Raw genomic sequence first — 25685 nt, 5'->3', positions numbered from 1 at the left:
TACGTAAATCAGCTTAATCTTAGTTATATCAATTCTCATAACATTGTAATAGATAATGCTGTAAGATTATGTAATGCACTCTTCAAAGATATTTTTGACACAAAATTTAATAAATAATATACACTATAAACTTTTATATGATATAATCAACTTATCATGATTAGTTGATAATGATTTTCATTTTCTTTCTTATATTGAAACTTACCTTAATATAAGAAAGAATAATTACATATATTATATATAACAAAGAGGAGAGTTACGAATGAAAAGAGTTAAAATTACTGCATTTGCTTTAAACAACGTAAAATTAAATATTAAACAAAACACTACAGTACATGTCCATGGCGGTCATTATGTAGGTGAACGCAAAGATGGTAAAATGCACGGTAAAGGCACGTATTTCTATAAGGATGGCAGTAGGTATGTAGGAGATTGGGAAAATGATGAAATGAATGGACAAGGTACTTTTACCTGGGCTTGTGGTGAAAAATACATAGGTCAATGGAAAGATGATATGCAGCATGGTTATGGTATTTACACTTGGCCAGATGGGGACAAGTACGAAGGCCAGTGGGAAATGGGTGAAAAAACCGGATTTGGTATATTCACCTGGTCAGATGGTGAAACTTATATAGGCCATTGGAAGAGTGATACCCGCCATGGCAAAGGTATTCACAACTGGGCAGATGGAGATAGGTATATAGGGGATTGGAATGATGATATAAGAGAAGGCAGCGGTATGTATATCCACGGAAATCCTGAGGTTTCTATAGGAGAATTTGAAAATAATAAGTTTTTAAAATAAAATCAGTAAATCACATGACGTTTTGTGCTTATAATTTAATCAAAAAGAGAGAACTATCATTATATAAACTATAATGAAGTGCTCTCTTTTTGTACTAGAAGTTTATTTTTTCTATATAGTGACAATTAACGTCGATATGATTTAAGAATACCAGTAATCTTTCATAAAGCGGGTGAGCTTTATCACCATACTTTGCTTCTAGATTTTCTCCAATATCTTTTACAGTTTTCTTGCCATCTATCTGTAAAAACACAAAACTTCCATATTGGTCCATTGAAATTTTTTTATACTCTGGAATTCTAAATTTAAGTTTTCTAAAGAACCTTTGGACCTTATGGTCTTGTTTTTCAAGTATAGTCACAATACCGTCTTTATCTACTTCATATTCTAAATTATCAGAGATTTTAAATAGTATCTTTAAAACATCTTCGTTGCTATTTAGCATCTTTCACCTTGCTGTTTAGTATAGGTATTATAGTTGCTATTGTTAAAACAATTAATATTACAACTGCCATTCCATTAGTACCAGCAAATCCACTTGGCTCATGTGCTTTTATAACTTTAAATACTTCTAGAAGCATTATACCAATAAGTCCTATTATTGAACCACCAGCAACAAGACCTGAAGATAAGCTTATACCATTTGCAACTTTAGCTTCTTTTTCTTTTTCTGATTTGGCAGATCTTTCTACAAACAGACGAACTAATGCACCTATTAGTATTATAGAAGTTGTAGCTATTGGTAAGTAGAATCCTATAGCTACTGTCATTACAGGAAGGTTTAACATGAATAAAACAATTCCCATAACAGCACCAACAATTATCATAACCCAAGGTAATTTACCTGACATTATACCAGCAGTTAATGTTGACATTAAATTAGCCTGTGGTAATGCAAATTGTACATCATCGCCAGTCATTGCAAGTTGGTTAGAAAGTAATAATATAACAGCAGTAACTACTACAACACCAACTACACCAGCTACAGCAAAGTATTTTTGCATTTCATTTTTGTCGCCACCAATTACAAAAGTAACTTTTTGTGATTGACAGTAACCACCTGCTGCAGATATAGCAGTAACTATAAATGTACCAAATAAAAGTAATGATCTGTTGTCTTCTGGAGTTTTCCATCCCATTACAACGAATAATAACGTTACAACAACTATAGAAGCTATAGTCATACCAGATACAGGAAGGTTTGAAGTTCCTATGGTACCAGTTAAACGACCAGAAACTATAACAAATAGTAATGATAAAAATAGTGATAAAATAGCAGCAGTTATTGCCATTATTATATTACCATCAGATACTATAAAACCACCTATGAAGCCTACTACTATACCTCCAAGTATTATTAAGTTTCCAACAGATGAGCTGCCAGCACTACTTGAAGACTTAGCATTAAGAGTTTCTTTTACAGAAGAAATTATAGTAGGTATAAGCCTTATAGCGCCTATTAAACCACCAGAAAGCATCATACCAGCGCCGATATATTTTACATAACTACCAGCTATATGTTTAACTTGCATAGCGTTTATAGCAACATCAGGATTATTCCATACAGTTGCGCCGCCTTGTCCAAGAGAAGCAAAGTAACCTATTAAAGGCATAATACCGAAGTTAGATAATATAGAACCAGCAAACATCATTAAAGAAACATCTATACCAACTATGAATCCTATACCCAATAATAGCGGGTTAACTTCAACTTCAAATTTCCACTTGTAGAAAGACTCATTTACATAGCTTATAACGTTGTTAGCTACATTTAAAAATGAACTAGTTATAACAGTTATAACGCCACCTATTCCGAATCCAATTCCCATGTACTTCATTGATTCTCCAGCACCTTCTGAAGCAACAAGTGTTTCAGATATAGCCATTGACTCAGGGTACATTAATTTACCATGTTCTTCAACTATTAAATAGTTGTAAACAAGTGAAGCCGCTCCTATACCGAATAAAACTCCACCTACACCAACAACAAAACCTTCTAAGAAAGATACTTTTGAACCTATTAAAAGAATTGCTGGTAAAACGAATATCATACCACTGGCAATTGATTCTCCACCACTTGCCATACCTTGAACTAAGTTTTTGCCAAGGATACCTTTTTGTTTAGCAAATATAGCTATAAATGCGGAACCTATTATAGAACCAGGTATACCAGCGGCAACTGTAAGCCCTGATTTCATACCTGAATAGGCAGTAGATGCTGCAAATAGTGCAGCGAGAATAATACCGATTACTAATACGGCAACGTTTCCACCAAATTTAGAACCACTGGAAATGTAAGGAACATAGTCCTTGCCAGCTACGCCACCATATGCATCTTTAGATAACTTATTATCCATAAGAGATACCTCCTTTTATATTTTACAGATATAATTATAACACAATTATTTCTAATAATAGTTTTTTTTGATTTTTCAAACAACAATTTTATTTCATTAAGCAATTTTAAATGATTTATAAATTGCAATAGCAACAATAATCAGGACTATACATTTTACATTTAAAGGATAGTTTGTTAATAATTACAAGGCATAGACCCTCTTTAATTTTTAGCTTTCTACATTCTGCAGCAATATTGTTTAAAGTAAATATTTTATTGTAAATCTTTATTGGGGAATTTGCAAGATTTGATGCTTCTTTAGAAATTTGATGCCATTGTTCTTCACTTAGGGATGCATTTTTTATACTATTTTAAGGTATTTTTGTCCGTAGTGCTACATCTCTATCTATTATCTGCTTTATTCATAATGATAATTTGTGAACCTGAAAAGACTTTTGCCGATGACATTCTTTGAAGCTATAAAAAAGAAGCTTATGCAAAATCTACCATAATCTTCTGACAGTATTCCGTACACCAGTCCCTTTTCATAAACAAAATGATTATAAGCAATTTCTTTTCCTATGTCTGACAAATGATATTATAAGTATCAATATGGGGAAAACTATCTGAAAGGGAATAGAATAATAAGGCCAAATCTCTGCCCCCCATCTCATTGAATCAAATATGTTATCATACAACCAAACTGACAAAATAACTATAAGGGAAATAATCGGAAAAACCAAAACTTTAGAATCATCTAGATTAAAAAGCTGAGTTATACCTGATATAGCGGCATATGCAGAAATAACAATTTTAACGCCACCGGTGATCATCAGATTGGCCGAGATAAGTGGTACAAGGCTTATATTAGGAACAAGCTCTACAGATACATTAGGAGGAAAATAGGTTCTCATAACCATATCTGGACCAAGTACTATAAAATCTTTCATGATAGAGAGAAATATAGAAAACCCACCAACTGCAAAAGCCAAATAAGAAGTCTTTGCAAGTTTTTCCTGTTGATTTAAATATGGAAAAATCATCAGGAAAACAACAAGTTCAGCAAAGGGGAAGGAAAAAGCGCTAAAGGCTGGCTTTAAGACAAATGTGATCCCCTTCTCCAAAACTGGCTGGAGATTTTTGAATTCAAAACTTTGCACATTTGCAAATATAAGGAACAGTATGAATAAGGGTAACACAAGCATTATTAATTCATTAGTTCTTGCTATAACCTCAATGCTTTTTCTAAGTGCAAATGCAATTATCAAACAAAAGGAACCCATAACAAATACAATAGGTGTTTCTGGAAATTCAGTGGTTATAATATATTCCCCAAAATCTCTTAATACTACTGCCGCCATATGAATGAAATACCATATGTATAATCCCGCTACTCCACTTCCTATTATTTTTCCGAAAACCTCCACTAATATTTGTATCAGTGTTTTGTATGGATTTAGTTTAGCTATGACCAGGTAAACGCTCAATGAAATAAAACCTCCAGCCCATGCAATTATATACGCAATCCAGGCATCCTGAAGCGCTTCTCTTACAGGATTTATAATAACTGTATTAGAATATAAAAAGCCGATAATTAATAAAAACAATTGAATTTTCGAAATTTTTTTATCACTAGTCATTTTATCTCCTTAAAACATGGATTTAACCATTTTTTCGATTAGAATAGAAGGACTTACCGGTGCTTTGTCAGTAACAAGGAGTATACTCAGCGTAAGTCCTATAAATACAATGATAAAATATAGGGCCATGGCTTTGGCTCTTTTCTTTGTTTTTAATAATCCTGGTAAATCATAGGCCACCATAACTATGAAAATAAATATAATTAGAGTTATCATAAACATTACCTCTATTGTTTCAGCCATATTATAAGCTACAAGTGCTTCAATACCTGCTGTACTTTATTCAGGCTTTGTTGGTTTTGAAATATATCCTGACCCACGAATTTTTGCAGTTACTTCTATATTAATTTCTGCTTCTGTAAAGCCCTCCTCATCCCAGTTAGAACTCATTTTCTTCCACTCATCAGGATATTTTTTATGAAATAATTCACCAAATCCAAATATATCACTTTTAAGTTCTTTCTTTGCAAAACTTACAACATCCTGTATCTCACTTTCAATAATCTTTGAAGTTTCTGATTCAATTATTTTAAGGTTATTTGGTTTTGTTAAATCTTCAGCTGATTGCTGCTCTCCGATATTTCCATCCAATTTAATTTGAATATTAAATTCTGGTTTACCATTAGCTGCAGTGGTGTACTTTTTCCCTTCAGAACGCAGTACTTCAATAGAAACTTTTTTATCTTCCTTGGATGGATCAGAGAAATAAATAATCGTACTCTTTACTTTATCCTCTGCAAAAAGTATCCCTCTAGTTTGCTTTGCATCAAGCCAACCAATCATCTTATCCTTTTCAAAGGCAGCAGTACCTTCTATTTTCATATTTTCTACTGAAGCCCCTCCCCTATTGTTTGATGTTTCTATTGTACCTATAATTGCATTTTTGCCACTACTTCTAATATCTTTCATCAAATCAAATAACTTAGTATCCTTTGTCTTTGAAAGTGCAGTATTATTTTTTAATGTATCAGTAATATGTACAGCAGGAATCTGACCTATACCTGTTTTTGCATTAATTATCTCTTTAGCTGTTATATTTTTGGCTACAAGCACAAAGGACTGAAAGTTTGCTTCCTGATCCCTTTCAAAAAAATCTAAGGTTTCCATTACTCCTTCCCTTGCCAGCCTCTCTCCAATTACAATAATTTGTATATGTGTTAGAAATATCTTGCGATCTACCATTTTTAAAAAATTTCGTATTGCATCAAAGGTAGTTTCTCCTGTGCTGGACAAAGTCCACACGGCATTCTCCTTACTGCGTAAACCTCCTTCTGAAGTTCCTTTTATCATCTGAGGCTTCACCACTTGCATTGTCACTTCGATTTTGTTTTCTTCATTTTTATCTATTCCTACAGCAACAGCAAAGGATCGCTTTGTTAAATCCCTATTATTCCAGCATCCTGTTGTACAATTTATAGTGAAACAGATAGTAAGCATATAGAGTAAGTATTTCTTTAATTTCATAATTAATCTACTTTCTTTCTAGTATCTATTTTCATTCGTTTTTTATTGCTACTACGCCTCATTAAGGATTTCGGTCTCATAGACATTGCCCATATAGGTACTCTGATAAATGCATCCTTTAAATCGGATACGTTTGTAGGTGATAGCGGACTAAGATAAGGCACACCAAAGGATCTTAATGAGGATAAGTGAATTATTATTGCAATACTGGCAAGAAAAAGTCCCATAAAGCCTAAAATATTAGTCACAAGCAGTACAAATATCCTAAGTATAGGAACAGTACCTCCAAAAGGAGGAGTAATAAAGCTCGTTATAGCCGTTAATGCAGTTACTATGACCATTGGACTACTGACAAGTCCAGATTTAACAGCTGCATCTCCTAGTACTAGCGCCCCCACTATACTTAAAGCCTGCCCTACCGGTCTTGGCATTCTAACACCTGCTTCTCTTAAAATTTCGAAAGAAATTATCATAATAAGTGACTCAATAAGTGGCGAGAAGGGTATTCCTTCTTTTGATGCAGCCATAGTTAACAGTAACTTAAGGGGAATAACATCTGGATGAAAAGCCACTAAAGCAACATAGAGAGCAGGTAGTATAATTGATATTAGCAGAGCTATCAATCTTAGTATTCTGACTAAGGAGGCAAAATATGATCGTGAGTAATAGTCTTCACTAGATTGCAGCGGCTCTAAAAATAAAAATGGTACGGTCAACACAAAAGGGGTTCCATCACAAAGTATAGCTACTCTTCCTTCCAAAAGCTTTGCTGCAGCAATATCTGGCTTTTCTGTATTACCTATTGTTGGAAAAACAGAAAATGGATGATCCTCAATGAACTCTTCAATATAACCTGATTCTAAAATGGCGTCAGTCTTAATACTAGTTAGTCGTTTTCTTACGGTTTCAATAATTTTTTCATCAGCTATTCCCTTTATATAACAGATACAAATCGAGGTATTAGTTTGTTCTCCCAATACTATTTCTTCAAATTTTAAGTTGGGATTTTTTATTTTTCTCCTAAGAAGAGAGGTGTTTACTCTTAAAGTTTCAACAAAACCTTCTCTAGGTCCTCTTACTACTGCTTCTGTATCCGGTGGACCTACACTCCTAGATGCCCATGCTTGCGCTGATGCAGTGACTGCTATTTCTAAACCATCTATATATAAAAGCACATATCCCGAGAGAATCCTCTGAACTGATGTTCTAAAGTCTTCTGTTTCCTGAAGCTCACTTATACTGAGCAGATGTTTTTTTAGTACATTTACAATATTATTTTTACTAAGCTCACTGCTTAAGCTGCTTAACTTTAATTCAACAGTAAGAGGTCTTAATATATCTGTGTTTACTATGTTATTATCTACAAGACCATTTGTATAAGCTATGACAATCCTTATCTCAGATTCTTTTAATTCAATTTCCCTATATACAAAATCACTACAGTCTGAAAATATATAAAGTAAATTATTTTTAATAACATCAATGGATTTGGATATTTTGGTGTTCTGATCACCACAATAGTCTGAATCGGAAATATTATTAGAATCCACTGTGAACTCCCCCCCTCTATTACATACTTTTTAGGCCAAGTGAATAATGCATTAATTAATAAATAGTATGTACAGATTAAGAAGATGTATGTATTAATTAATAATAACCATGAGCAGACAAGTTATCCCCTAAAAAAGCAGTGCTAGTACAATTACAGCTAACCCCTGCTATAGGGAGACAAAAGACTTATAAATAATAAAATCATTTAAATATATTGATTGGGGGATATAAAATGAAAGTTTTAGTTGTAAATGGAAGTCCAAGGGGAGCAAATGGAAATACGGAGTTCATATTAGAAAGATTTCATAGATCGCATGCTGCCGTTAAATAATAGAGAAATAGTTAAGGTGGGTGATCAGTACTCTCACCCTAGACGTAATAAGAGGGAAACTCCTGCTAAATCTGTTTTGATTTCGAATTGTGGGCTCCCTGACCGTTATAATTTTTCTGGGTTACTTGAGACTTTCAAGGTTATGACAAAATAAAATCTTGCAGGCGCTATTTTACTGGCATAAGGAGGAGGGCTTAAGGATATTGATAGTTATGATGCTCTAAAGACTATTTATGCCCCACTTTTATCTGCTCTAGAAAGTGCTGGAGAAGAAGTAGTAAAAGAAGGTTTTATAAAACCGGAAACTCAGCAGATACTTGATAAAAATGTTTTTTCCGATGAAGATTATATGAAGCATGCGAACAGCAGTTGGACTTAAAGTTAGAAAGGAGCTTTTATAACGGAAAAGTTAGCTCCAAGAAATGTAAGCAAAGATAAGTGGTTATTGAAAACTATATTTAACAAAGACTTCATTATAAGTGCAGTTATTCCTGTTATATTGTTTACTGTTTTCGATAAGGCAAAAATGACAATTACCGGAATAATACTATCGGCGTTATGGAGCATAGCAGTAATTCTAATGGGTTTTATTAAGAAGCGTGAAATTAATGCACTGGCATCTTTTGCAGGACTTTTTGCTGTAATTGGTCTTGTGGGTACTCTGGTTTCAAAACAGCCTATGTTTTAATTTAATGGCTCCGATATTACAGGATGCTTTACTTGCATTAGTATTCTTTGGTTCTCTACTTTGCAGGAAATCCCTTGTTCAGGTAATAGTAGAACAGACCTATTTAAAAAATGTTCCTGAAGAAATTAGAAGAAAACCAAGATACAAATCAGCTTGGAGAATACTAACTGCCGCATGGGGAATATTGAATGTTGTTCAGGCTATTTTAAGAATAGCACTATTAAATCATATGTCCATGAGCTCCTACTATGCAGTTAACACTGCCTATAGTAATATCTCAAACTCATTACTTTTAGTATTCTGCATAATGTTCCCAAAATGGTATTTTTCAAGAGAGAACTAAGATAAATTAAATTAACTCCCTTTTCAGGAATCATAGCAGTGAATTCTACAAATCGAATATCTACCCTGTTTTATGGAAGTGGATTTAATGAAGTATTGGTTGGAGAAATCTTATGAGATACACACCCCTTTTGAGGAAGATTAGTATTGAGCCATATTTCAGCAGTTAAATAGTCATCGGAGAAATTTGAAATAGTAAATACATTTGCATATAAATTAACATCTGAATTACGTGGATTTATTAAACCAGCTCAGGCACTTAATTCATTTCCTACCCATAAATTTCCTGTTTGACCTACAAAATACTTTTCTTGTATTAATTTAGCTAAAAAAACTGGAATACTAATTACCTCTTTTGGTTTAATAGCTTTGCTGTCTATTATATAGTTACTGTTTTCCTGCAACATAAATCACATCCCCTAAAACTTAGTTCTTATATATTTTACTTCTGCCTGTCTTTCGATATATAATATTCCATAAATATTGAAATGTTCATCGGCTATATATAACTGAAAAAGATATAAAAACTATTGACTTTCACGCTGCGTAAAGGTGTAAAGTAATCTTGTAAGGAGATGATGATATGGAATACACAGTGCAGAAGTTAGCTATTCTAGCAGGTATTAGCACCAGAACACTTAGATACTATGATGAAATAGGAATTCTTAAGCCGGCAAGAATTAATTCTTCAGGGTATCGAATTTATAGTCAGGCGGAAATTGATAGGCTGCAGCAAATACTATTTTATAGGGAACTAGGTGTTAGCCTAGAGCAAATAAAAGAGATACTGTCTTCACCTTCCTTTAATGGCATAGCTGCACTTAAGGGTCATCGTGAAAAACTCCTTGAGAAAAGAAAACAATTGGATTTGTTAATAGCTAATGTAGATAAAACTATAGCTGTAACAGAAGGGAGAACTAAAATGAGTGATAAAGAAAAATTTGAAGGCTTTAAGCAAAAAATGATAGATGAAAATGAGAAGAAATATGGTGAAGAGATTCGAGAAAAGTACGGGAAGGACTCCATTGAAAAATCAAATGCAAAACTAATGAATATGACCCAGGAAGAATATGATTCTATGGTGAATCTTGAAAATCAGGTAAAAACAATACTGGCTGAAGCCTTTAAAACTGGAGATCCATCCAGTGATTTAGCTCAAAAGGCAGCTGAACTGCATAAACAGTGGTTAACCTACTCTTGGGCTCAGTACAGTAAGGAAGCCCATGCTGGTTTAGCTCAGATGTATGTTGATGATGAAAGATTTACAGCCTACTATGATGAAAAACAGCCTGGAACTGCAGTATTTTTGAGGGATGCGATCCTTATCTACACAGGTATGAAAAAGTAACAATGTGTAACTGAACAGAGAAGTCCACTGGTTAAAAACAGTGGGCTTCTTCAAACTTTGGAGAAATTTAATTTATAACATTTTTGTTCCATTCATTATTAGATTAAATTTAGCATTTAAAAAATCTGCTGCTTTCCTAGAAAGCAGCATACGAGCAAGAAATATTTCAAAGTATTCCATTAAAGGACATATGGAAGTATCTATTGTCAGCACTAAATCTATACATCTATTTACTCCATCTACCTTTACCTCCGCCTTTTCTACAGCGTAATTTACTCTATCATGTATGTCAAAAGTTGCAAAATCAGTATTTCTTACTCTTGATCTTCTTACATCAGTTTTATCAGCTAATATTAATGCTGCTGAAACTGGATTTATAGGACTTCCTACTTCTTCATCATGATTTCCAACAGAGGATACTATAATGGCTATTTCTTCTGGTTCCATACCAAGTCTAGTCAAAATATCAAAACAAATACATGCTCCCGTTTGTGCATGTTCTTGTCTATTTACCATATTACCTATGTCATGAATATATGCTGCAATTTTAGCAAGTTCAACTTCTCTTTTACTAAAACCTAAGTTTTCTAATATACCGCCTGCAGTCTCTGCCACCTTTGTTACATGACCAAAATCATGCTTAGTGTATCCCTTTATACCTAGGTGTTTATCACCTATTTCTATATAAGTTTTGAACTCTTTATTATTTTTTATGTCCTCAAATGTTATTAATGACACAACCTCACTCCCTTACTATGTCTAGTGATAAGAGATTTTATTTCCTTACACTGGCTTGGTTTTACTTTGGGTACATGAACTATTTTCTATTCAATATTATAGTTTTATCTAAATGATTTGTTTTTATAAAAAATTTTCTTATTTGTTGCTTCTAAAAACTATACTTCGGATTTTGAATTTGACTTACCAGCCTCAACTAATGCTTTATTACCTATTAAGAAAAAGCTCTGAATAAACATCATAATACCGGTTATAATAAGCAACCATTCTATTTTTATTATATCAGACAATGGTCCAAACAAAAGCATTCCCATAGGCATCATAACACTTGATATCATAGCAAGGACTCCAAATACTCTGCCCAAAAAATCTCCTTCTACCTTCTCCTGTAATAAGACTGTAGATGGTGTATTAAAGATTGGTATAGAAATTCCAATTAAAATCATAAAGGTTAGATATACCCAAAATATAGGAATAACTCCTAGTGCAAAGGTACATATGCCAGTAATAAAGCTCGACATTGTCATTGTATAAATTTTGTTTTTAAAACCACCCCAATAAGCCATAACTATCCCACCTACCATCATACCAATAGAAAAAGTAATTTCTATTGCTGTAAGGCGCCAAACCTCACTTCCAAAAGTACGCGAAACTTGCAGCGGCGTTAAGAATGCAGCTGGTGATACAAGGAAAAAGAAAAATGCACAAAACACAAAGAACTTTTTAACATATTCATGATTTTTGATATAATTAAAACCCTCAGCCATATCACTAAAGTAACTGGTTTCTTGCTTTTCCATGGCCTTTGCATGAGCAGGAACATGTAAAAATAAAAGTAATGTCAAAACTCCTATAACTGCTGTAATAACATCTATAAAAAATATTGTTTCTATGGAAGCCATAGTTAGAAGTACACCACTAAGCATAGGAGATATAAGCATTACTAGTGATTGTATGCTGCCGTTTGTCGCATTCACCTTTGTAAGTTTATCTTCAGGCACAAGTTGTGGAATAAAAGCTCCAACAGCTGGAATTTGAATTCCTGAACCCAGTGCACGTATGGCAGAAATCACAAATAGCAGCCATATGTATTTGTGTCCCGTAAGAAATAGTATTGCTAAAATAAGGGTTGCTGCTGCGATTATAGAATCTGATATCATAATTAATATCTTTCGATTATAACGATCAGCCCATACTCCTGCAAAAGGAGAAAGAAAAAATGTAGGTAGAAAACCGCAAATAATTGCTATAGTCATCATCATACCAGATTGTGTTTTTAACGTAATATACCAAGTAATTGCATATTGAACCAACGAAGATCCAAAGAGAGATATTGTTTGGCTGGTCAAAAATAGTATTATTTCTCTTTTCCAATTTTTATTCATATTCGTAATATACACTCCTATCCTAAATTATTTTCATATGTATCATTCTTCCCTTTAACAGTGAATAATTCTAATTATATTAAACATACTAAACTTGTAACTAACTGGTTTTAAAGGAGTTTTTATTATGTTTTTTTCAAAGCATTTCCATAATACCAAAAAAGATAAAATTGCACAACAAGATCAAATATCCGAAAAAAAATTGCCACAGCAGATAAAACTCTCCTTGAATTTAACTTCTAACATTGAAACTATAAAGAAGGTAATGGGCTATGCCAGCGATATAACAGTTAGAGAATTCACTATTGCTCCAGGTACTGAAATAAAAGCAGCAGTGATTTTGGTTAGAGGCCTAGCTGAAAGAGAACTCATTAATGAACAAGTTATCGGGGCACTGATGTCAAATAACAGATTTAACAGTGTTAGAGATAATATTGATTTTTTTAAAATGATAAAAGAATATGGAATACCCAATATTTGTGTAAATGAAGAATTTGATGTTAACAATATATTAAACGAATTGATTAATGGAAATACAATTTTTTTCTTAGACAAGGTGGATAGAGCTCTTATCGTGGGAAGTACAGGATGGAGAGAAAGAGCGGTTTCTGAGCCTACTACTGAAAACGTAGTAAGAGGGCCGAAGGATGGTTTTACAGAAAATATCGAAAATAATACTGCTCTAATAAGACGTCGTATAAAAAGTCCTAATTTAAGAATAGAACCCTTTAAAATAGGCACAGAGACTAAGACAACCATATTAGTAGTCTATCTTCAGGGTATAGCAAAGGAAGGGATAATAGAGGAAGTTAGAAGTCGACTGAAACGAATTGAAATTGACAGCATACTTGAGAGTGGTTATATTGAAGAATTAATAGAAGATACTCCGCTGTCTCCATTTCCTCAGATTGAGCACAGCGAACGGCCTGACAAGGTTTCTGCCGCAATCTTGGAGGGACGGGTAGCCATTCTTGTAGATACAACTCCCTATGACTTAATAGTCCCTACAATTTTTTCTCAGTTTATCCAGTCAGCAGAGGACTATTACGAACGCTTTCCCATAGGATCTTTGACAAGATTTATTAGAATTATCGCTTATTTTGTTTCAGTTATTCTTCCTGCACTTTATATTGCGCTAACAAGCTTTCATCAAGAAATGATTCCTACTACGCTGGCCTTGTCAATTGCAGCTTCCCGTGAGGGTGTACCTTTTCCAAGTATAGGAGAGGCCTTTATGATGGAGGCCACATTTGAAATTCTTAGGGAGGCAGGTGTACGCTTGCCAAAACAGGCAGGTCAGGCGGTAAGCATAGTGGGCGGTCTTGTTATAGGGCAAGCAGCAGTTCAGGCCGGTATTGTTTCACAGGCCATGGTAATTGTCGTATCCTTAACAGGAATCAGTTCCTTTGCTATTCCAGCCTTTAATGCGGCAGCCTCAGGGCGTATGCTCCGATTCCCTTTGATGTTACTGGCTTCAGTATTCGGTTTGCCTGGTATCCTTGCAGGATTAAGTATAATCATTATCCATTTAAATAGTCTCCGTTCTTTTGGAGTAAGCTATATGGAGCCTTTTATATCAGCAAACAAAAATGAATTTAAAGACATTGTGGGTAGGAGTCCTTGGTGGAGAATGAATCGACTGCCAAGTTATATTGGCCGTAGAGGAATGATAAGGACGGGACCCAACATGAAACCAGGGGCGAATAAAGATTCTAGGAGAAGTAATAATAATAAATAATTTTGTTCTGAAGGAGGGATGTAGATGAGAAAGACAGCTGTTATATTAATTGTTATATTTTCGTTTTTACAGACTGGTTGCTGGAATGCTAGAGAAATCAATGAACTTGCCTTTGTATTAAGTATTGGTATAGATAAGGCTGAGGATGGATTTAAGGTAACGGCACAAATTGCAAGTCCAGAGACTTACAGCAAAACACCATCAGGCACTGCAGCTATTGAAAAAGAGAAGCCTTTCTGGATGGTATCCAGCACCGGTAAAACAATCTTTGAAGCAATACGTAACATGGCATCTATATCCTCCCGCCGTATCTTTTGGTCTCATATTAAGGTAATAATTATAGGTGAGCAGCTAGCAAGAAGTAATACTCTTGAGATATTTGATTTTTTCAGTCGAAATCCTGAGCTCCGTTTGAGAACCTTGGTTGCAGTTACACCAGAGGAGGCAGGAAAGGTTCTTGAAGTTGTTCCTAAGATGGATAAAGATCCAGCTATATACTTAGAAAAAATAATTGAAAATAGAAATTTAACAGGCAAGTCTTACGGCATAATGCTGAAAGATTTTCTTGAGGACTATCTTGACCCAAATGTAGGCCCGGTAACTTCAAGGATCATTCTCGATAAATCAAAATTAGAACCTGCTTTAAAAACAAGTGGTGCATACGTTTTTGACGGAGATAAATTGACTGCTCCACTGAAAGAAGAGACTACCAGGGGCCTTTTATGGATTAGAAATAAAATGAATGATTCCATAATGGTTGTTGATTGCCCGTACGATGATAGCCCTACAACATTGGAAATAAAAAAAGCCAAGTCATCCTTTAAAAGCTATTTGGATAATGAGGCACCACATTTTACAATTAACCTTAATGTGGAAGCCGTTCTCACAGAACAATCATGTCTTACGGATTTTAACGATAAACAGAAACTAGGTGAGCTGGAAAAAGCACTGGAATCAGACATTCGAAAGGATATAGAATCTACAATAGCTATGGCAAAAGATCTGCAAGTAGACTTTCTCGGCTTAAGTAGAATAATGCACAGACAGCATAGATCTGAATGGAATCAGATATCTTCAAATTGGAATAAGCTTTTTAGAAATACTGAAGTTACTGTAGCTGTAAAAGTGGATATTAATCATGTATCTTTAGCAAAGCCTCTGGAACCAATAAAAACACAGGATAAAAATGTACAATAAAGGAGTAATAAGGAATATGAGCAAAGGAAAGGGAGTCATTACTAATAGACAATTCAGAGATATTCTGATTTGCAATATGTGGCCTACAGCGATTAATTACGGAAGTGGTATTTTAGCTAGGGATGTGGGCCGTGATATGTGGATAAGCGGCATTATAAGTATACTTACTGCAGTACCCTTTATTCTTATTACTATTTATATAGGACAAAACTTTTCAAACAAAACAATAGTGGAATATAGCAAGGAGCTACTAGGTACTCTATTGGGGAAAGTTTTAGGATTGGTACTTACAATGTACTTTTTTCTTGTTGCCTGTAGTTCAGTTTCAATGTACATCCATCACCTTAGTGACTTCCTGCTGCCTCAAACACCTTTCCTTGTGATGACTGTGATGCATGTTTTTGTAATATGCTATTTAGTATGGAAAGGACCTGAAGTTATTACAAGAACAGCCGTTATTGCTTTTTCAATGGCTATAATTTTTTATTTATTGGTTTTTATGGCTTCTTTAGCTGAAATAGATATTAACAGAATTACACCTTTTTTTGACTCAGGGGTTGTACCTGTATTTGAAGCTAGTCTAAAGGCGGGGACCTTTGTAGGTGTACCACAAATACTCATAACAATGATTCTACCAATGGTGAAAGATCAGAAAAATAGTTTTCGCTCAGCCACTTCTGGTTTATTCATTGGTGGTTTTTTCTTAGTATTCTATTTTATTGTAGAATTAATGGTCATGGGTCCTCAGGTCGTAGCATTAATGCGTATTGCCAGTATGGATTTTGTAAGATCTATCCAAATAACCAAGTATCTCCATCGTTTTGAGTCATTTATGGTTGCATTGTGGTATTGGAGTATAATGATTCAAGCTGGCATTCTAACTTCATGTTCTTTAAAGGCTTTTATGCAAACTGCTGGAATAAAGAAAAAAATTCATTGATTATTATTATTTTGGGTTTAGCAATGGTAACTCTTACATACTATATGGGGAATGACAGAGTATTCTTTTTATATTTAAGGGAATATGTATGGCATAAGTTTGCCCTTCCAATTCAATTTGGAGTACCTTTATTGCTGCTTTTAGCTTTAGGTGTAAAAAAATCACTTATACATGCTAAAAATCAAATGTAAAGGATGCAATTCTATCTACACAGGTATGAGAAAGTAGTACTATCTATGAAAACAGGAATGGCCATTAGTAAAATGAATTGCACTCTGTCTACTTGACAGGGTACAGTTCAAACTTTGTTTTAATTGTAAAGTTCCTTATCCTTTTCATTTTTATTCGTCTTCTAAATATTATATAAATTTCATGATAACATTCTTTAATGTATTGATGTCAAAGGGCTTAGAGATATAATCATCCATCCCCATTTCAATACATGTTTCCCTATCTCCATTCATAGAATAAGCAGTCATGGCAATAATATTAATATGCTTTTGTGTTCCTATTTCATCTTTCCTAATTATCTTAGTAGTGTCATATCCATTTAGTTCTGGCATTTGTATATCCATAAGTATCAAATCAAAGGGACCTTCCTTTAATAGTTGTAAAGCTTGTTTCCCATTATATGCACACTGAAATTTATACCCTAATCTATTTACGATTTCACAAGCTATTTTCATGTTTATTTCATTGTCTTCAACTATTAATATTTTTTTAGTTTTATTCCTAGCCATCTCTTTATCTGATAAACCTAGATTTTCATCATGAGTATCTTTTGTATAGTCCAATAAGAATTCTGCTGTAAAATAGAATATACTTCCCTTATTTTCAATACTATCAAACCATATATCACCATTCATTAACTTTGCTATATCTCTTGAAATAGCTAATCCTAATCCTGTGCCATCATATTTTTTAGTATATGTCATATCTTGCTGAACAAATTTTTTGAAGATATCATTTTTAAACTCTTCTTTGATTCCAATTCCAGTATCTTGTACAGAAAATTCTAAAATTAACTTATTATTAGTGCTATATAATTTTTTTACCCTAAATACTATTTGTCCTTTTACCGTAAATTTGATAGCATTATTAATTAAATTTATTAATACTTGATTTAGTCTAATTTCATCACCTATTAAATCAAAATTTATATATGAATCTATATAATAAAATATTTCTAATTTTTTACTGTTGCAAGCAATGGATAGTTCTTTAATAATTCTATCTAAGATCTTCTTCAGATTAAAAGGCTTTATATTAAGTTGAAATTTACCTGATTCTATTTTAGAAATGTCTAATACAGAGTTTAAAATACCTAATAGTAATCTAGATGAATGGCTTAACATATCTAAATAATCTTTTTGATTATTATTCAGTTTAGTTAACTTAAGTAAATCTATTACCCCTATTATTCCATTCATAGGAGTTCTAATCTCATGACTCATATTAGCAAGAAACTCACTTTTCGCTTTATTTGCCTTATCTGCCTCTTCCTTAGCTTTTTCTAATTCCTGATAATTAATTCTTAATTCTTCTTCTATTGCTATAAGTTCTTCATACAACGAAGCCAATTCTCTTATTTCTTCCTCATTTTTTATTCGATTGGTTATATCTATTACTATACTTAAAACAAATCTTTCATTATTAATTTCTATTCCTATTGATTTCACTTCTACAGGGAAACTTGAACCATCTTTTCTGTAATGTATAGTCTCAAACTCAATCTCACCTAATTTAGCTTTTTCAAGTTGAGTATTTACTAATTCAAGCTTTTCTCTATTCCTTAGGTCAAATATATTCTTTGAAAGCAATTCTTCTTCATTATAACCATATGAATTTATAGCTTTCTTGTTAACTTTTAATATATTACCGTCACTTGAAAATAAAATTATTATATCATTTGCATTATGTAATGCAGTCTCGTATATTTGTAAATCGTTATATATTTTTTTATAACTATTGTCATTAGTTCCATTATTCATTCTTCTTTCCCCCATTATCTAGCCCAAAGTATATACTACATCACAAACTTATTATTTTCTTTCAATACGCCTCAATTATTTTTTAACATTTCTTCAAGTTCATCTTCACCAACTGGTTTACTAAAATAATATCCTTGAACTATATTACAACCTAAATTCATTAGTATCTCAAGCTGATCTTTTAGTTCAACACCTTCAGCTATAACTTTGTATTTTAGACTTTTTGATAAATTTAAGATACACTCTATTACAGCTCTATTTTTCTCATCTTCGATATTGTCAATAAAAGATTTATCTATTTTTAAGGTATTAATTGGTATGACTGTTAGGTAACTCAAAGATGAATATCCCGTTCCAAAATCATCAATAGAAATGTTTATACCTTTTTTTATCAACTCATATAAATCAGCAATTTTTTCATCATTTAGTTCAATTAAAGTTCTTTCTGTTATTTCAATTTCAAGTAAACTTAAAGCAATTTCATTTTCTTTACAAACATTTATTATTTTATCTTTAAAATTAGTCTCTTTTGTCTGAATAGGTGAAACATTTATAGCTACATTATTAAATCTGTACTTTTTTGCCTTAAACTCACGGATTTTTTTGCAGACTTTATTGAGTACCCAATTACCTATATCTAGGATTATTCCAGTTCTTTCAGCTATAGGTATGAATTCAGCTGGAGATACAAACCCAAGCTTTTTATTATTCCATCTTAATAAAGCTTCAAATCCAAATATTCTATTTTCTAAGGCATCAATTTGTGGCTGATACACAATAGAAAATTCATTATTTTTTATTGCTTCCTTTAATTCATTTTCAATTAAGATTCTTCTTGTATATGATTCACTTAGGGCTTGTTCAAAAAAAGTACATGTATTTTTTCCTCTAGCTTTTGACTCATACATAGCTAAGTCCGCAAATTTTAGTAAATCATTGGCATCATAGCTATCTCGTGGGAAAATCGATATACCTATACTTGTGGTCATATATAATTGTTTTTCATTAATCTCAAATGGCTTTTACAATAATCCAATATCATATTACATATCTCTTCTAGTTTTTCTATGGAATCAAATTTTTCTATAAGTACAATAAATTCATCTCCACCTAATCTATACAAATTACCATAATCCTTAACACATATATTCAATAGTTGTGAAAAAACTTTTAATATTAAATCTCCGAAGTCATGACCTAAGGTATCGTTTATAGACTTAAAATTATCTAAGTCTACAAATATTATTGCTCCTTCTTGATTGAGGTATATGGTCTTTTGCAGAATATTTTTAATATCTATTAAGAATAAATCTCTATTCGGTAATTTAGTAACAGAATCATAATACACATTTTCTACAAATGCCTTCTTACTGTTTTTTTCTTCAGTAATATCACTTGCTACCCCAAAAATACTGTTCACTTCCCCATTTTCATTTTTTATCATATTTCCTTTAAATAAAATCCACTTTAATTCATTTGCTTTTGTAACAATTCTAAATTCACTTCTATAAAAAGATACTTTTCCTTCCATAAAGAAGTTTAAATCGTTTATTGCACTTTCTCTATCTTCATGTATTGCAATCTTCTTAATAAAACTAAATAAGCTATTAAAAGAATTTATATCGTACTGAGTAATTGCCTTTAACGCAGTAGAAGCAAAAAATACATTTTTTTTAGGATTCCACTGCCAAACTGCAATATTAGCTTCTTCGATTGCTTGTTTATACATTTTAAGAGTTTCTATATAATCTGAATTATACTTTTGTACCTTCATAAGACCATTCTTTACACTCCTTAATATTTGTTTATTTATATCTCCCTAATTTTCGCTTATATATTCATAGACTTCATTTTAAATTATTTAATTCCTTCATATACTCTACTATTAATTCATCCAAATACTTACTTATTATTAATCTAACATCAATAGTTTCACTTGCATCAACAGTGCAGCATACTTCATTTAAGATTTCTCTTATCCCATTTATATGCCTATTTAATTCTGATAACTTGATAGTCTTTTGTTCAATATCTTCAATCCTAACTCCGTTTACATTATCTTTATTTATAATTGTCATACTCCTCCTTCTAATTGTTTTATTATTTTTTCTGTTTTATTACATTAAGCCAAACCATAAATCCCATATTCTTCGAATAACTTCATCGCTTATCTTTATATTGGATGTTATCATTTCGTAAATTAAGTGATTTTCTAAATTTTTGCACTTAATTAGATAATTATCTATATTTTCATTTATAAATTTATCATTGTGCAGAGGATTGCCGATAATATCCAAAATAATTTTATTCTCTTTTTTTGTGTATAACTTATATTTTTCTCTTATAACATTTGATATTTCTTCTGGTGGAAACAAATGACATCTAAGAATAAACTTTCTTTTTGATATATCCGAAACATAATATTCTATCTTCTTTTTTAATAATATATATAACTTTTCTTTTAATGAAATATCTTGATTTAATACTTCCATACTTTCAATATAATTAATATAATCACCACAAATATCATCATAAATATAAAAAAATAAATCTTGTTTAGATTTATAGTAAAAATACACTGTTGATGCTTTAACCCCAACTTCTTTACAAATATCTCTAATATTAGTTGCTTCATATCCATTTTCTAAGAAAAGTCTAAAAGAAGTATAAAATATTTTATCTCTTGTTACATTTTCCAAAATATTTCCCTCCTTATGTAAATTACTATTTAAAAATCCAGCATTCTCTTTGTTATTTCTTAAATTTTTGTATTTAGTAATGTGATTATGTATATAACGTTCGTTACATAAATCATATCATTGTACTTTTTTTCATTCAATTCATTTTGTATTACAATTTCACTTATAATTCGACTTTTAAAATTAAATATTATATCTCCTATATTAAAATCCAATTAGTATTTTTACTTTTTTTATTTACTTACCATTACACAAACTAATTTTAGATAATTCTTAGTATCCTAAATAAAAAAGAAACTGTTATAAAATTCACTAAAACCTTACATAAAAGCAAAACCATGTATAAACAAAAATTAAATTCTGTTATATCCATGGCTTTTATTAGCAAAAGTGTCCTGTTTACAATGTATTCTTATTAATTCTTTTAATCTTTCTGAATCAATAGATTTGTTTAACTTAATCTTTTATTCCTTCTATTAACATCATCAACCCAAATTGTAAAATAAAATGTACTTCCTTTTCCTAATTCACTCTCAACACATATTTCCCCCCCATAAGCTCTATAAGTCTTTTTGATATAGCAAGTCCTAATCCAGTTCCTTGAAACCTCTTTGTGCTACTATTATCAAGTTGAGTAAAACGATTGAAAAGCTTTGGAATATCTTCTTTTTTTATTCCTATACCTGTATCCTGTATTGAAAACATTAATTGAACTTTATTACCTAAAGATTTAATCTTTTTAACATATAGCTGAATTTCGCCTCTTTCTGTAAATTTAATAGCATTCCCCAAAAGATTGGCAATTACTTGGTTTAATCTAACAGAATCAACATATATTTGTTCTGGAACTTCATCTTCAACTTCTATTTTTAAAATGACATTTTTATTATAGGCCAAAGGTGCATAAAAATTTTCTGTTCTATTAACAAAACCTTCTATGTACATCCATTCAGGAACAAGTTCAACTTTTCCAGCTTCTATTTTAGATAAATCCAGTATATCATTAATAATTTGGAGCAACTCCATAGCAGATTTCTTCACTAAGTTAACCATTTTCCTTTGCTCTTCCTTCAAATCAGACATTAGAACTAGATCCGCCATACCAATAATTCCATTCATAGGTGTTCGTATCTCATGACTCATATTTGCAAGAAACTCACTTTTAGCTTTATTTGCCTTCTCTGCTTCTACTTTTGCTGCTTGTAAATCCATATTAGCTTTTTCCAATTGAAGCTTTCTATCCTTAAGATCAAAGATCAATACACATAATTTTTCCGCCATTTTATTAAATGCATTAGATAATTTTCCTATCTCATCGTTCCTAAAGATCTTAGCTCTTTCTGATAAATCTCCCTTAGAAAATTTTTCTGTTATATTTATCAAATCATCTATAGGTTTTACAAAGTGTTCTGTTCGTTTTATCCAAAGTATTATACAAATCCCCAGAAGAATGATAGATGAGCATATGAAGGTATAAATATTTTTTGACATATTATTTGCAAACTGACTTTCAGGAAATGATGTTATAATTAACCAATCCAAGCCTTCTTTTTTATATTCACTCACTCTAATATGAAGCTTATCGCTATCTGTATTCACTATAAAATGATCTTTGGAATTGTTTTTATAGCCTAAATATACCTCTTGTATGTATTTGTTATCAATCTCTTCAATTTTAATCCCTTTGATTTGTTTATTTGCAAGGGTTGTAAAATTAGGCTTTCCAAGTGAATTCGCAAGAATCTGACCTGAACTTTTTTCTATAATATAAGCAGTGGCACTGTTGTCTTTCAAAATCTCACTCAAATATGTATTTATCTTTGAAAGGGTGAAATGGGTTCCTAATACGCCTTTAAGAGCACCCTCATTATCATAAATTGGATAGGCTGCAGTGATAGCCAAATCCTTCATAACAAAATGCTCATAAACATGAGAAAATGTAGATCCTCTTTTTTGTTTGGCAACTGTATACCAATCTCTTGTTCTAGAATCAAACTTACCAAAATTAGCCACAAGCTGTCCAGCAGTTAGATCATTTTTTATAGAATAATACCAAGACTCACCATTGGTCTCAGAATCACTTCTCATAATCTCTATTTCACCTTTTTCATTTCTACGTGCTCCATAATATTCACCGTTTTCAGTACCATAGCTAAAACTATATATATTCTCTGAACTTGCTTTCATTACTCCTGAAAAATATATTTCCCGTTCTTTTTTATTATATATATCCACTATGTCATTTTTAATTGTGTTATAGTTTGACTTGTTAATAAATAGAGGAATATTAACAAACTCATCTACTTTGTTTAAAATTTCTTTAGCTGAATCATCCTCCATTTTTATAATATTATTTTCCACTATTTTATTGGATTCAGCAAATGCAATATAGCCTATTACAATTGTTATACAAAGAGCAATACCAATAAAGGTACCAATAATCTTATTTCTTAATGAATTTCTTACTTTTTTCATTTTACATCCCCAATCTTTCCACTTTACTATAATTAAAGGCTGAAGCCTAAATAAAATCTAGATTTCAACCTTAAAATACTCTATAACTTCCTCACTAAAAATATCATATTATAATGAGTACTATTTTTAATTTAAATCTTTAGATAAGAGTCAATAATTTCATATAGTTTTTCAATATCAAATGGTTTAACTATATAATCATCCATATGTGCTTGTATACATTTATCCTTATCTTCACGCATAGCATATGCAGTCATTGCAATGATTGGTATATGTTGTTCTTCCAATTCTTTCTCTCTAATAATTTTAGTTGTTTCAAATCCATTCAATTCTGGCATTTGCACATCCATTAATATTAAATCAACCTTATTGCTTTCTAATATATTTAAAGCTTCATTTCCATTATATGCTGCAATATATTTATAACCTTTTCTTTTAATTATTCCTTCCATAACCTCTTGATTTATTAAATTATCTTCAACGCATAAAATAGCTTTATTTTGCTCTACCTTACTAATTATAATTTTCTCTTCCACTATATTATTTATTTTCAAGTTTTGATTTTTCTTTTTAGATTTCTTAAATTCACATGTAAAAATAAATGTAGATCCTTTTCCTACACTGCTTTCAAAACATATATCTCCATTCATTAAAGTAGCAAATTGTTTTGAAATTGCTAGCCCCAATCCTGTTCCCATATGCTTTTCCCTAATGGATAAATCTCCTTGACTAAAATCATTAAATATTTTTTCTTTAAAATCTTCCTCTATACCAATACCTGAATCTTTTATCCTAAATTCTATTTTTTCACTGCTGTCATCATGTGAGATCATTTTCACCCTAAAAGACACATATCCTTCATCTGTAAATTTAACTGCATTACTAATTAAATTATTCAAAATCTCTTCTAACCTTAATTCATCACCTATGATTTCAAAATCAATATTTGGATCTAAGTAATAACTTACTTCTAGTCCTTTTGAGTTTCCTGTTACTAAAAGATTATTATAAATATTATTTATAGTTTCTTTTAAGTTAAATGGTTCACTATTTAATTTAAATATTCCTGATTCTATTTTAGAAATATCCAATAAATTATTAGTTATGCTAAACATAGTATTTGCTGATTCATTTAAGATCTTGATATATTTATTTTGATCTTCATTGATACATTCTAATTTCAAAAGTTCTATGGTTGCAAGAATACTCTTCATTGATGTTCTTATTTCATGAATCATATTCGCTAAGAAAACTGACTTTGCTTTATTTGCATCTTTATGCGCTTCTTCTATGTCAGAAATATCTGTTATAATGCTAACTACCATATCTTTTGATTTCTTATTACTATAAATAGATCTTACTTCAACGGGAAATTTAGAGCCATCTTTTTTATAGTGGTAAGTTTTAAATTTTATTCCCCTATCTAAAGCCTTATTTAATTGTCTTTTAGTAAATTCCCTAGTATCTTCATTTCTAAGGGCAAAGATATCTAAATTAACTAATTCATCAAATGGATAGCCATAGGCTTTAATTGCTTTTTTATTACCATATAGTATTTTCCCATACTTACTAACTATGAGAATAATATCTAATGCGTTTTCAATAAAATCTTTTCCTTTAAAAAATATTTGTTCATTTGCTAATGTATTTTCATTTTTAAATAGCCCTTCCAATATTGAGTTGCTCACAAATTTCACCATCCTTGCATTTTTTCATTGTTCAATACGATACCCTATTCTCCCAAATAAAATTCAAAAATATTATAAAGTTCCTCAATATTAAACGGTTTAGAAATATAATCATTTATTCTAGCTTTTATACACTTATATAAATTTTATAATACAGATCATTTGAACTTATTATATCATCTATATAAGTTTTAACAAAATGTTGTTTATTTTAATCTTTGTTTTCTCTGGTAATAGACACTATGTACTCAACTTAAAAATTCACAAAAAAATAAAATCCCTCACTACGTCGTAACATCATATAGTGAGAGACTTATCATTGCAGTC

22 protein-coding genes and 2 pseudogenes are annotated in these 25685 nt (G+C 31.5%); 8 read left to right on the top strand and 16 right to left on the bottom strand.

Annotation, left to right across the window (positions count from 1 at the left end; all coding sequences use genetic code 11):
* Positions 1-262 precede the first annotated feature (262 nt).
* The gene (locus tag CLMAG_RS10645) at positions 263-805 is read left to right on the top strand and encodes an MORN repeat-containing protein (RefSeq protein ID WP_066621879.1); all 543 of its coding nucleotides are present in this window, start codon (positions 263-265) and stop codon (positions 803-805) included.
* 94 nt (positions 806-899) lie between these two features.
* On the opposite strand, the gene CLMAG_RS10640 is transcribed toward CLMAG_RS10645, so the two are convergent.
* The 7 genes from CLMAG_RS10640 to CLMAG_RS10615 form a co-directional block, all read right to left on the bottom strand.
* The gene (locus tag CLMAG_RS10640; RefSeq protein ID WP_066621877.1) at positions 900-1250 is read right to left on the bottom strand and encodes a PqqD family protein; all 351 of its coding nucleotides are present in this window, start codon (positions 1248-1250) and stop codon (positions 900-902) included.
* Positions 1240-3162 carry an OPT family oligopeptide transporter gene (locus CLMAG_RS10635; protein WP_066621875.1) on the bottom strand — a complete coding sequence of 641 codons (1923 nt, stop codon included), beginning with the start codon at positions 3160-3162 and terminating at the stop codon, positions 1240-1242. The genes CLMAG_RS10640 and CLMAG_RS10635 overlap by 11 nt, the downstream gene beginning before the upstream one ends.
* A gap of 115 nt (positions 3163-3277) precedes the next feature.
* Entirely contained in the window at positions 3278-3508 is a 231-nt protein-coding gene (locus CLMAG_RS34935) for a DnaB-like helicase C-terminal domain-containing protein (RefSeq protein WP_139264092.1), read from the bottom strand.
* 195 nt (positions 3509-3703) lie between these two features.
* Positions 3704-4783: a GerAB/ArcD/ProY family transporter gene (locus CLMAG_RS10630; protein WP_066621873.1), complete on the bottom strand. Its 1080-nt coding sequence runs from the start codon at positions 4781-4783 to the stop codon at positions 3704-3706.
* Positions 4784-4792: 9 nt separating this feature from the next.
* Positions 4793-5026, bottom strand: a complete 234-nt coding sequence (locus CLMAG_RS10625; RefSeq protein WP_139264077.1) for a hypothetical protein — start codon at positions 5024-5026, stop codon at positions 4793-4795.
* 36 nt (positions 5027-5062) lie between these two features.
* Positions 5063-6247 (bottom strand): Ger(x)C family spore germination protein, encoded by a 1185-nt coding sequence (locus tag CLMAG_RS10620; protein ID WP_082831881.1) that lies wholly within the window; start codon positions 6245-6247, stop codon positions 5063-5065.
* 2 nt (positions 6248-6249) lie between these two features.
* Positions 6250-7797 (bottom strand): spore germination protein, encoded by a 1548-nt coding sequence (locus tag CLMAG_RS10615; protein ID WP_066621862.1) that lies wholly within the window; start codon positions 7795-7797, stop codon positions 6250-6252.
* Between the two features lie 777 nt (positions 7798-8574).
* On the opposite strand from CLMAG_RS10615, the gene CLMAG_RS34705 reads away from it, so the two are divergent.
* Together CLMAG_RS34705 and CLMAG_RS34700 are read left to right on the top strand one after the other, a co-directional pair.
* On the top strand, positions 8575-8817 hold the full coding sequence (locus tag CLMAG_RS34705) for a DUF3159 domain-containing protein (protein WP_341420315.1): 243 nt from the start codon (positions 8575-8577) through the stop codon (positions 8815-8817).
* Positions 8818-8821: 4 nt separating this feature from the next.
* Positions 8822-9160 (top strand): DUF3159 domain-containing protein, encoded by a 339-nt coding sequence (locus CLMAG_RS34700; RefSeq protein ID WP_341420314.1) that lies wholly within the window; start codon positions 8822-8824, stop codon positions 9158-9160.
* A gap of 70 nt (positions 9161-9230) precedes the next feature.
* Here CLMAG_RS34700 and CLMAG_RS33670 read toward each other — a convergent pair.
* Positions 9231-9566 (bottom strand): annotated as a pseudogene (locus tag CLMAG_RS33670) (DUF6143 family protein).
* A 176-nt stretch (positions 9567-9742) separates the two neighbouring features.
* Here CLMAG_RS33670 and CLMAG_RS10605 point away from each other — a divergent pair.
* Positions 9743-10507: a MerR family transcriptional regulator gene (locus CLMAG_RS10605; protein ID WP_066621861.1), complete on the top strand. Its 765-nt coding sequence runs from the start codon at positions 9743-9745 to the stop codon at positions 10505-10507.
* Positions 10508-10579: 72 nt separating this feature from the next.
* On the opposite strand, the gene CLMAG_RS10600 is transcribed toward CLMAG_RS10605, so the two are convergent.
* Both CLMAG_RS10600 and CLMAG_RS10595 read right to left on the bottom strand, forming a co-directional pair.
* A complete protein-coding gene (locus CLMAG_RS10600) occupies positions 10580-11245 on the bottom strand; it encodes an HD domain-containing protein (RefSeq protein WP_066621860.1) in 666 nt (221 codons plus the stop codon).
* A gap of 158 nt (positions 11246-11403) precedes the next feature.
* Positions 11404-12630, bottom strand: a complete 1227-nt coding sequence (locus CLMAG_RS10595; RefSeq protein ID WP_066621858.1) for an MFS transporter — start codon at positions 12628-12630, stop codon at positions 11404-11406.
* Between the two features lie 127 nt (positions 12631-12757).
* On the opposite strand from CLMAG_RS10595, the gene CLMAG_RS10590 reads away from it, so the two are divergent.
* From CLMAG_RS10590 to CLMAG_RS33665, 4 genes are read left to right on the top strand one after another with little or no spacing between them, the layout of a single operon-like run.
* Positions 12758-14368, top strand: a complete 1611-nt coding sequence (locus tag CLMAG_RS10590) for a spore germination protein (RefSeq protein ID WP_066621856.1) — start codon at positions 12758-12760, stop codon at positions 14366-14368.
* A gap of 24 nt (positions 14369-14392) precedes the next feature.
* Positions 14393-15565 carry a Ger(x)C family spore germination protein gene (locus CLMAG_RS10585; RefSeq protein WP_066621855.1) on the top strand — a complete coding sequence of 391 codons (1173 nt, stop codon included), beginning with the start codon at positions 14393-14395 and terminating at the stop codon, positions 15563-15565.
* A 16-nt stretch (positions 15566-15581) separates the two neighbouring features.
* Positions 15582-16505: a GerAB/ArcD/ProY family transporter gene (locus CLMAG_RS10580; RefSeq protein WP_066621853.1), complete on the top strand. Its 924-nt coding sequence runs from the start codon at positions 15582-15584 to the stop codon at positions 16503-16505.
* A gap of 11 nt (positions 16506-16516) precedes the next feature.
* Positions 16517-16696: a hypothetical protein gene (locus CLMAG_RS33665; protein ID WP_242873002.1), complete on the top strand. Its 180-nt coding sequence runs from the start codon at positions 16517-16519 to the stop codon at positions 16694-16696.
* 168 nt (positions 16697-16864) lie between these two features.
* Here CLMAG_RS33665 and CLMAG_RS10570 read toward each other — a convergent pair whose 3' ends face one another.
* The 6 genes and pseudogenes from CLMAG_RS10570 to CLMAG_RS10545 form a co-directional block, all read right to left on the bottom strand.
* Positions 16865-18496: a PAS domain-containing hybrid sensor histidine kinase/response regulator gene (locus CLMAG_RS10570; protein ID WP_066621849.1), complete on the bottom strand. Its 1632-nt coding sequence runs from the start codon at positions 18494-18496 to the stop codon at positions 16865-16867.
* 74 nt (positions 18497-18570) lie between these two features.
* A pseudogene (locus tag CLMAG_RS34695) lies at positions 18571-20181 on the bottom strand (sensor domain-containing diguanylate cyclase); the annotation flags it as partial.
* A gap of 162 nt (positions 20182-20343) precedes the next feature.
* The gene (locus CLMAG_RS10560; protein ID WP_066621842.1) at positions 20344-20574 is read right to left on the bottom strand and encodes a hypothetical protein; all 231 of its coding nucleotides are present in this window, start codon (positions 20572-20574) and stop codon (positions 20344-20346) included.
* A gap of 39 nt (positions 20575-20613) precedes the next feature.
* Positions 20614-21195 carry a TetR/AcrR family transcriptional regulator gene (locus CLMAG_RS10555; RefSeq protein WP_066621840.1) on the bottom strand — a complete coding sequence of 194 codons (582 nt, stop codon included), beginning with the start codon at positions 21193-21195 and terminating at the stop codon, positions 20614-20616.
* 522 nt (positions 21196-21717) lie between these two features.
* Positions 21718-23670 carry a hybrid sensor histidine kinase/response regulator gene (locus CLMAG_RS10550; protein WP_066621838.1) on the bottom strand — a complete coding sequence of 651 codons (1953 nt, stop codon included), beginning with the start codon at positions 23668-23670 and terminating at the stop codon, positions 21718-21720.
* A gap of 131 nt (positions 23671-23801) precedes the next feature.
* The gene (locus CLMAG_RS10545) at positions 23802-25358 is read right to left on the bottom strand and encodes a response regulator (protein ID WP_139264078.1); all 1557 of its coding nucleotides are present in this window, start codon (positions 25356-25358) and stop codon (positions 23802-23804) included.
* Positions 25359-25685 lie beyond the last annotated feature (327 nt).

The sequence above is a fragment of the Clostridium magnum DSM 2767 genome, assembly GCF_001623875.1.
GTDB lineage: Bacteria > Bacillota > Clostridia > Clostridiales > Clostridiaceae > Clostridium_AM > Clostridium_AM magnum.
The sequence above is the reverse complement of the archived record's forward strand: the minus strand, read 5'-3'. Positions and strand labels throughout refer to the sequence as shown.

Excerpts from the sequence above, each read along its gene's own strand:
- CLMAG_RS10560 (WP_066621842.1), bottom strand. The coding sequence starts at position 20,574 with ATGACAATTATAAATAAAGATAATGTAAACGGAGTTAGGATTGAAGAT.
- CLMAG_RS10640 (WP_066621877.1), bottom strand. The coding sequence starts at position 1,250 with ATGCTAAATAGCAACGAAGATGTTTTAAAGATACTATTTAAAATCTCT.
- CLMAG_RS10595 (WP_066621858.1), bottom strand. The coding sequence starts at position 12,630 with ATGAATAAAAATTGGAAAAGAGAAATAATACTATTTTTGACCAGCCAA.
- CLMAG_RS10550 (WP_066621838.1), bottom strand. The coding sequence starts at position 23,670 with ATGAAAAAAGTAAGAAATTCATTAAGAAATAAGATTATTGGTACCTTT.
- CLMAG_RS10580 (WP_066621853.1), top strand. The coding sequence starts at position 15,582 with ATGAGCAAAGGAAAGGGAGTCATTACTAATAGACAATTCAGAGATATT.
- CLMAG_RS10625 (WP_139264077.1), bottom strand. The coding sequence starts at position 5,026 with ATGGCTGAAACAATAGAGGTAATGTTTATGATAACTCTAATTATATTT.
- CLMAG_RS34700 (WP_341420314.1), top strand. The coding sequence starts at position 8,822 with ATGGCTCCGATATTACAGGATGCTTTACTTGCATTAGTATTCTTTGGT.
- CLMAG_RS10590 (WP_066621856.1), top strand. The coding sequence starts at position 12,758 with ATGTTTTTTTCAAAGCATTTCCATAATACCAAAAAAGATAAAATTGCA.
- CLMAG_RS10635 (WP_066621875.1), bottom strand. The coding sequence starts at position 3,162 with ATGGATAATAAGTTATCTAAAGATGCATATGGTGGCGTAGCTGGCAAG.
- CLMAG_RS10645 (WP_066621879.1), top strand. The coding sequence starts at position 263 with ATGAAAAGAGTTAAAATTACTGCATTTGCTTTAAACAACGTAAAATTA.
- CLMAG_RS10585 (WP_066621855.1), top strand. The coding sequence starts at position 14,393 with ATGAGAAAGACAGCTGTTATATTAATTGTTATATTTTCGTTTTTACAG.
- CLMAG_RS10605 (WP_066621861.1), top strand. The coding sequence starts at position 9,743 with ATGGAATACACAGTGCAGAAGTTAGCTATTCTAGCAGGTATTAGCACC.
- CLMAG_RS10620 (WP_082831881.1), bottom strand. The coding sequence starts at position 6,247 with ATGAAATTAAAGAAATACTTACTCTATATGCTTACTATCTGTTTCACT.
- CLMAG_RS10630 (WP_066621873.1), bottom strand. The coding sequence starts at position 4,783 with ATGACTAGTGATAAAAAAATTTCGAAAATTCAATTGTTTTTATTAATT.
- CLMAG_RS10570 (WP_066621849.1), bottom strand. The coding sequence starts at position 18,496 with ATGAATAATGGAACTAATGACAATAGTTATAAAAAAATATATAACGAT.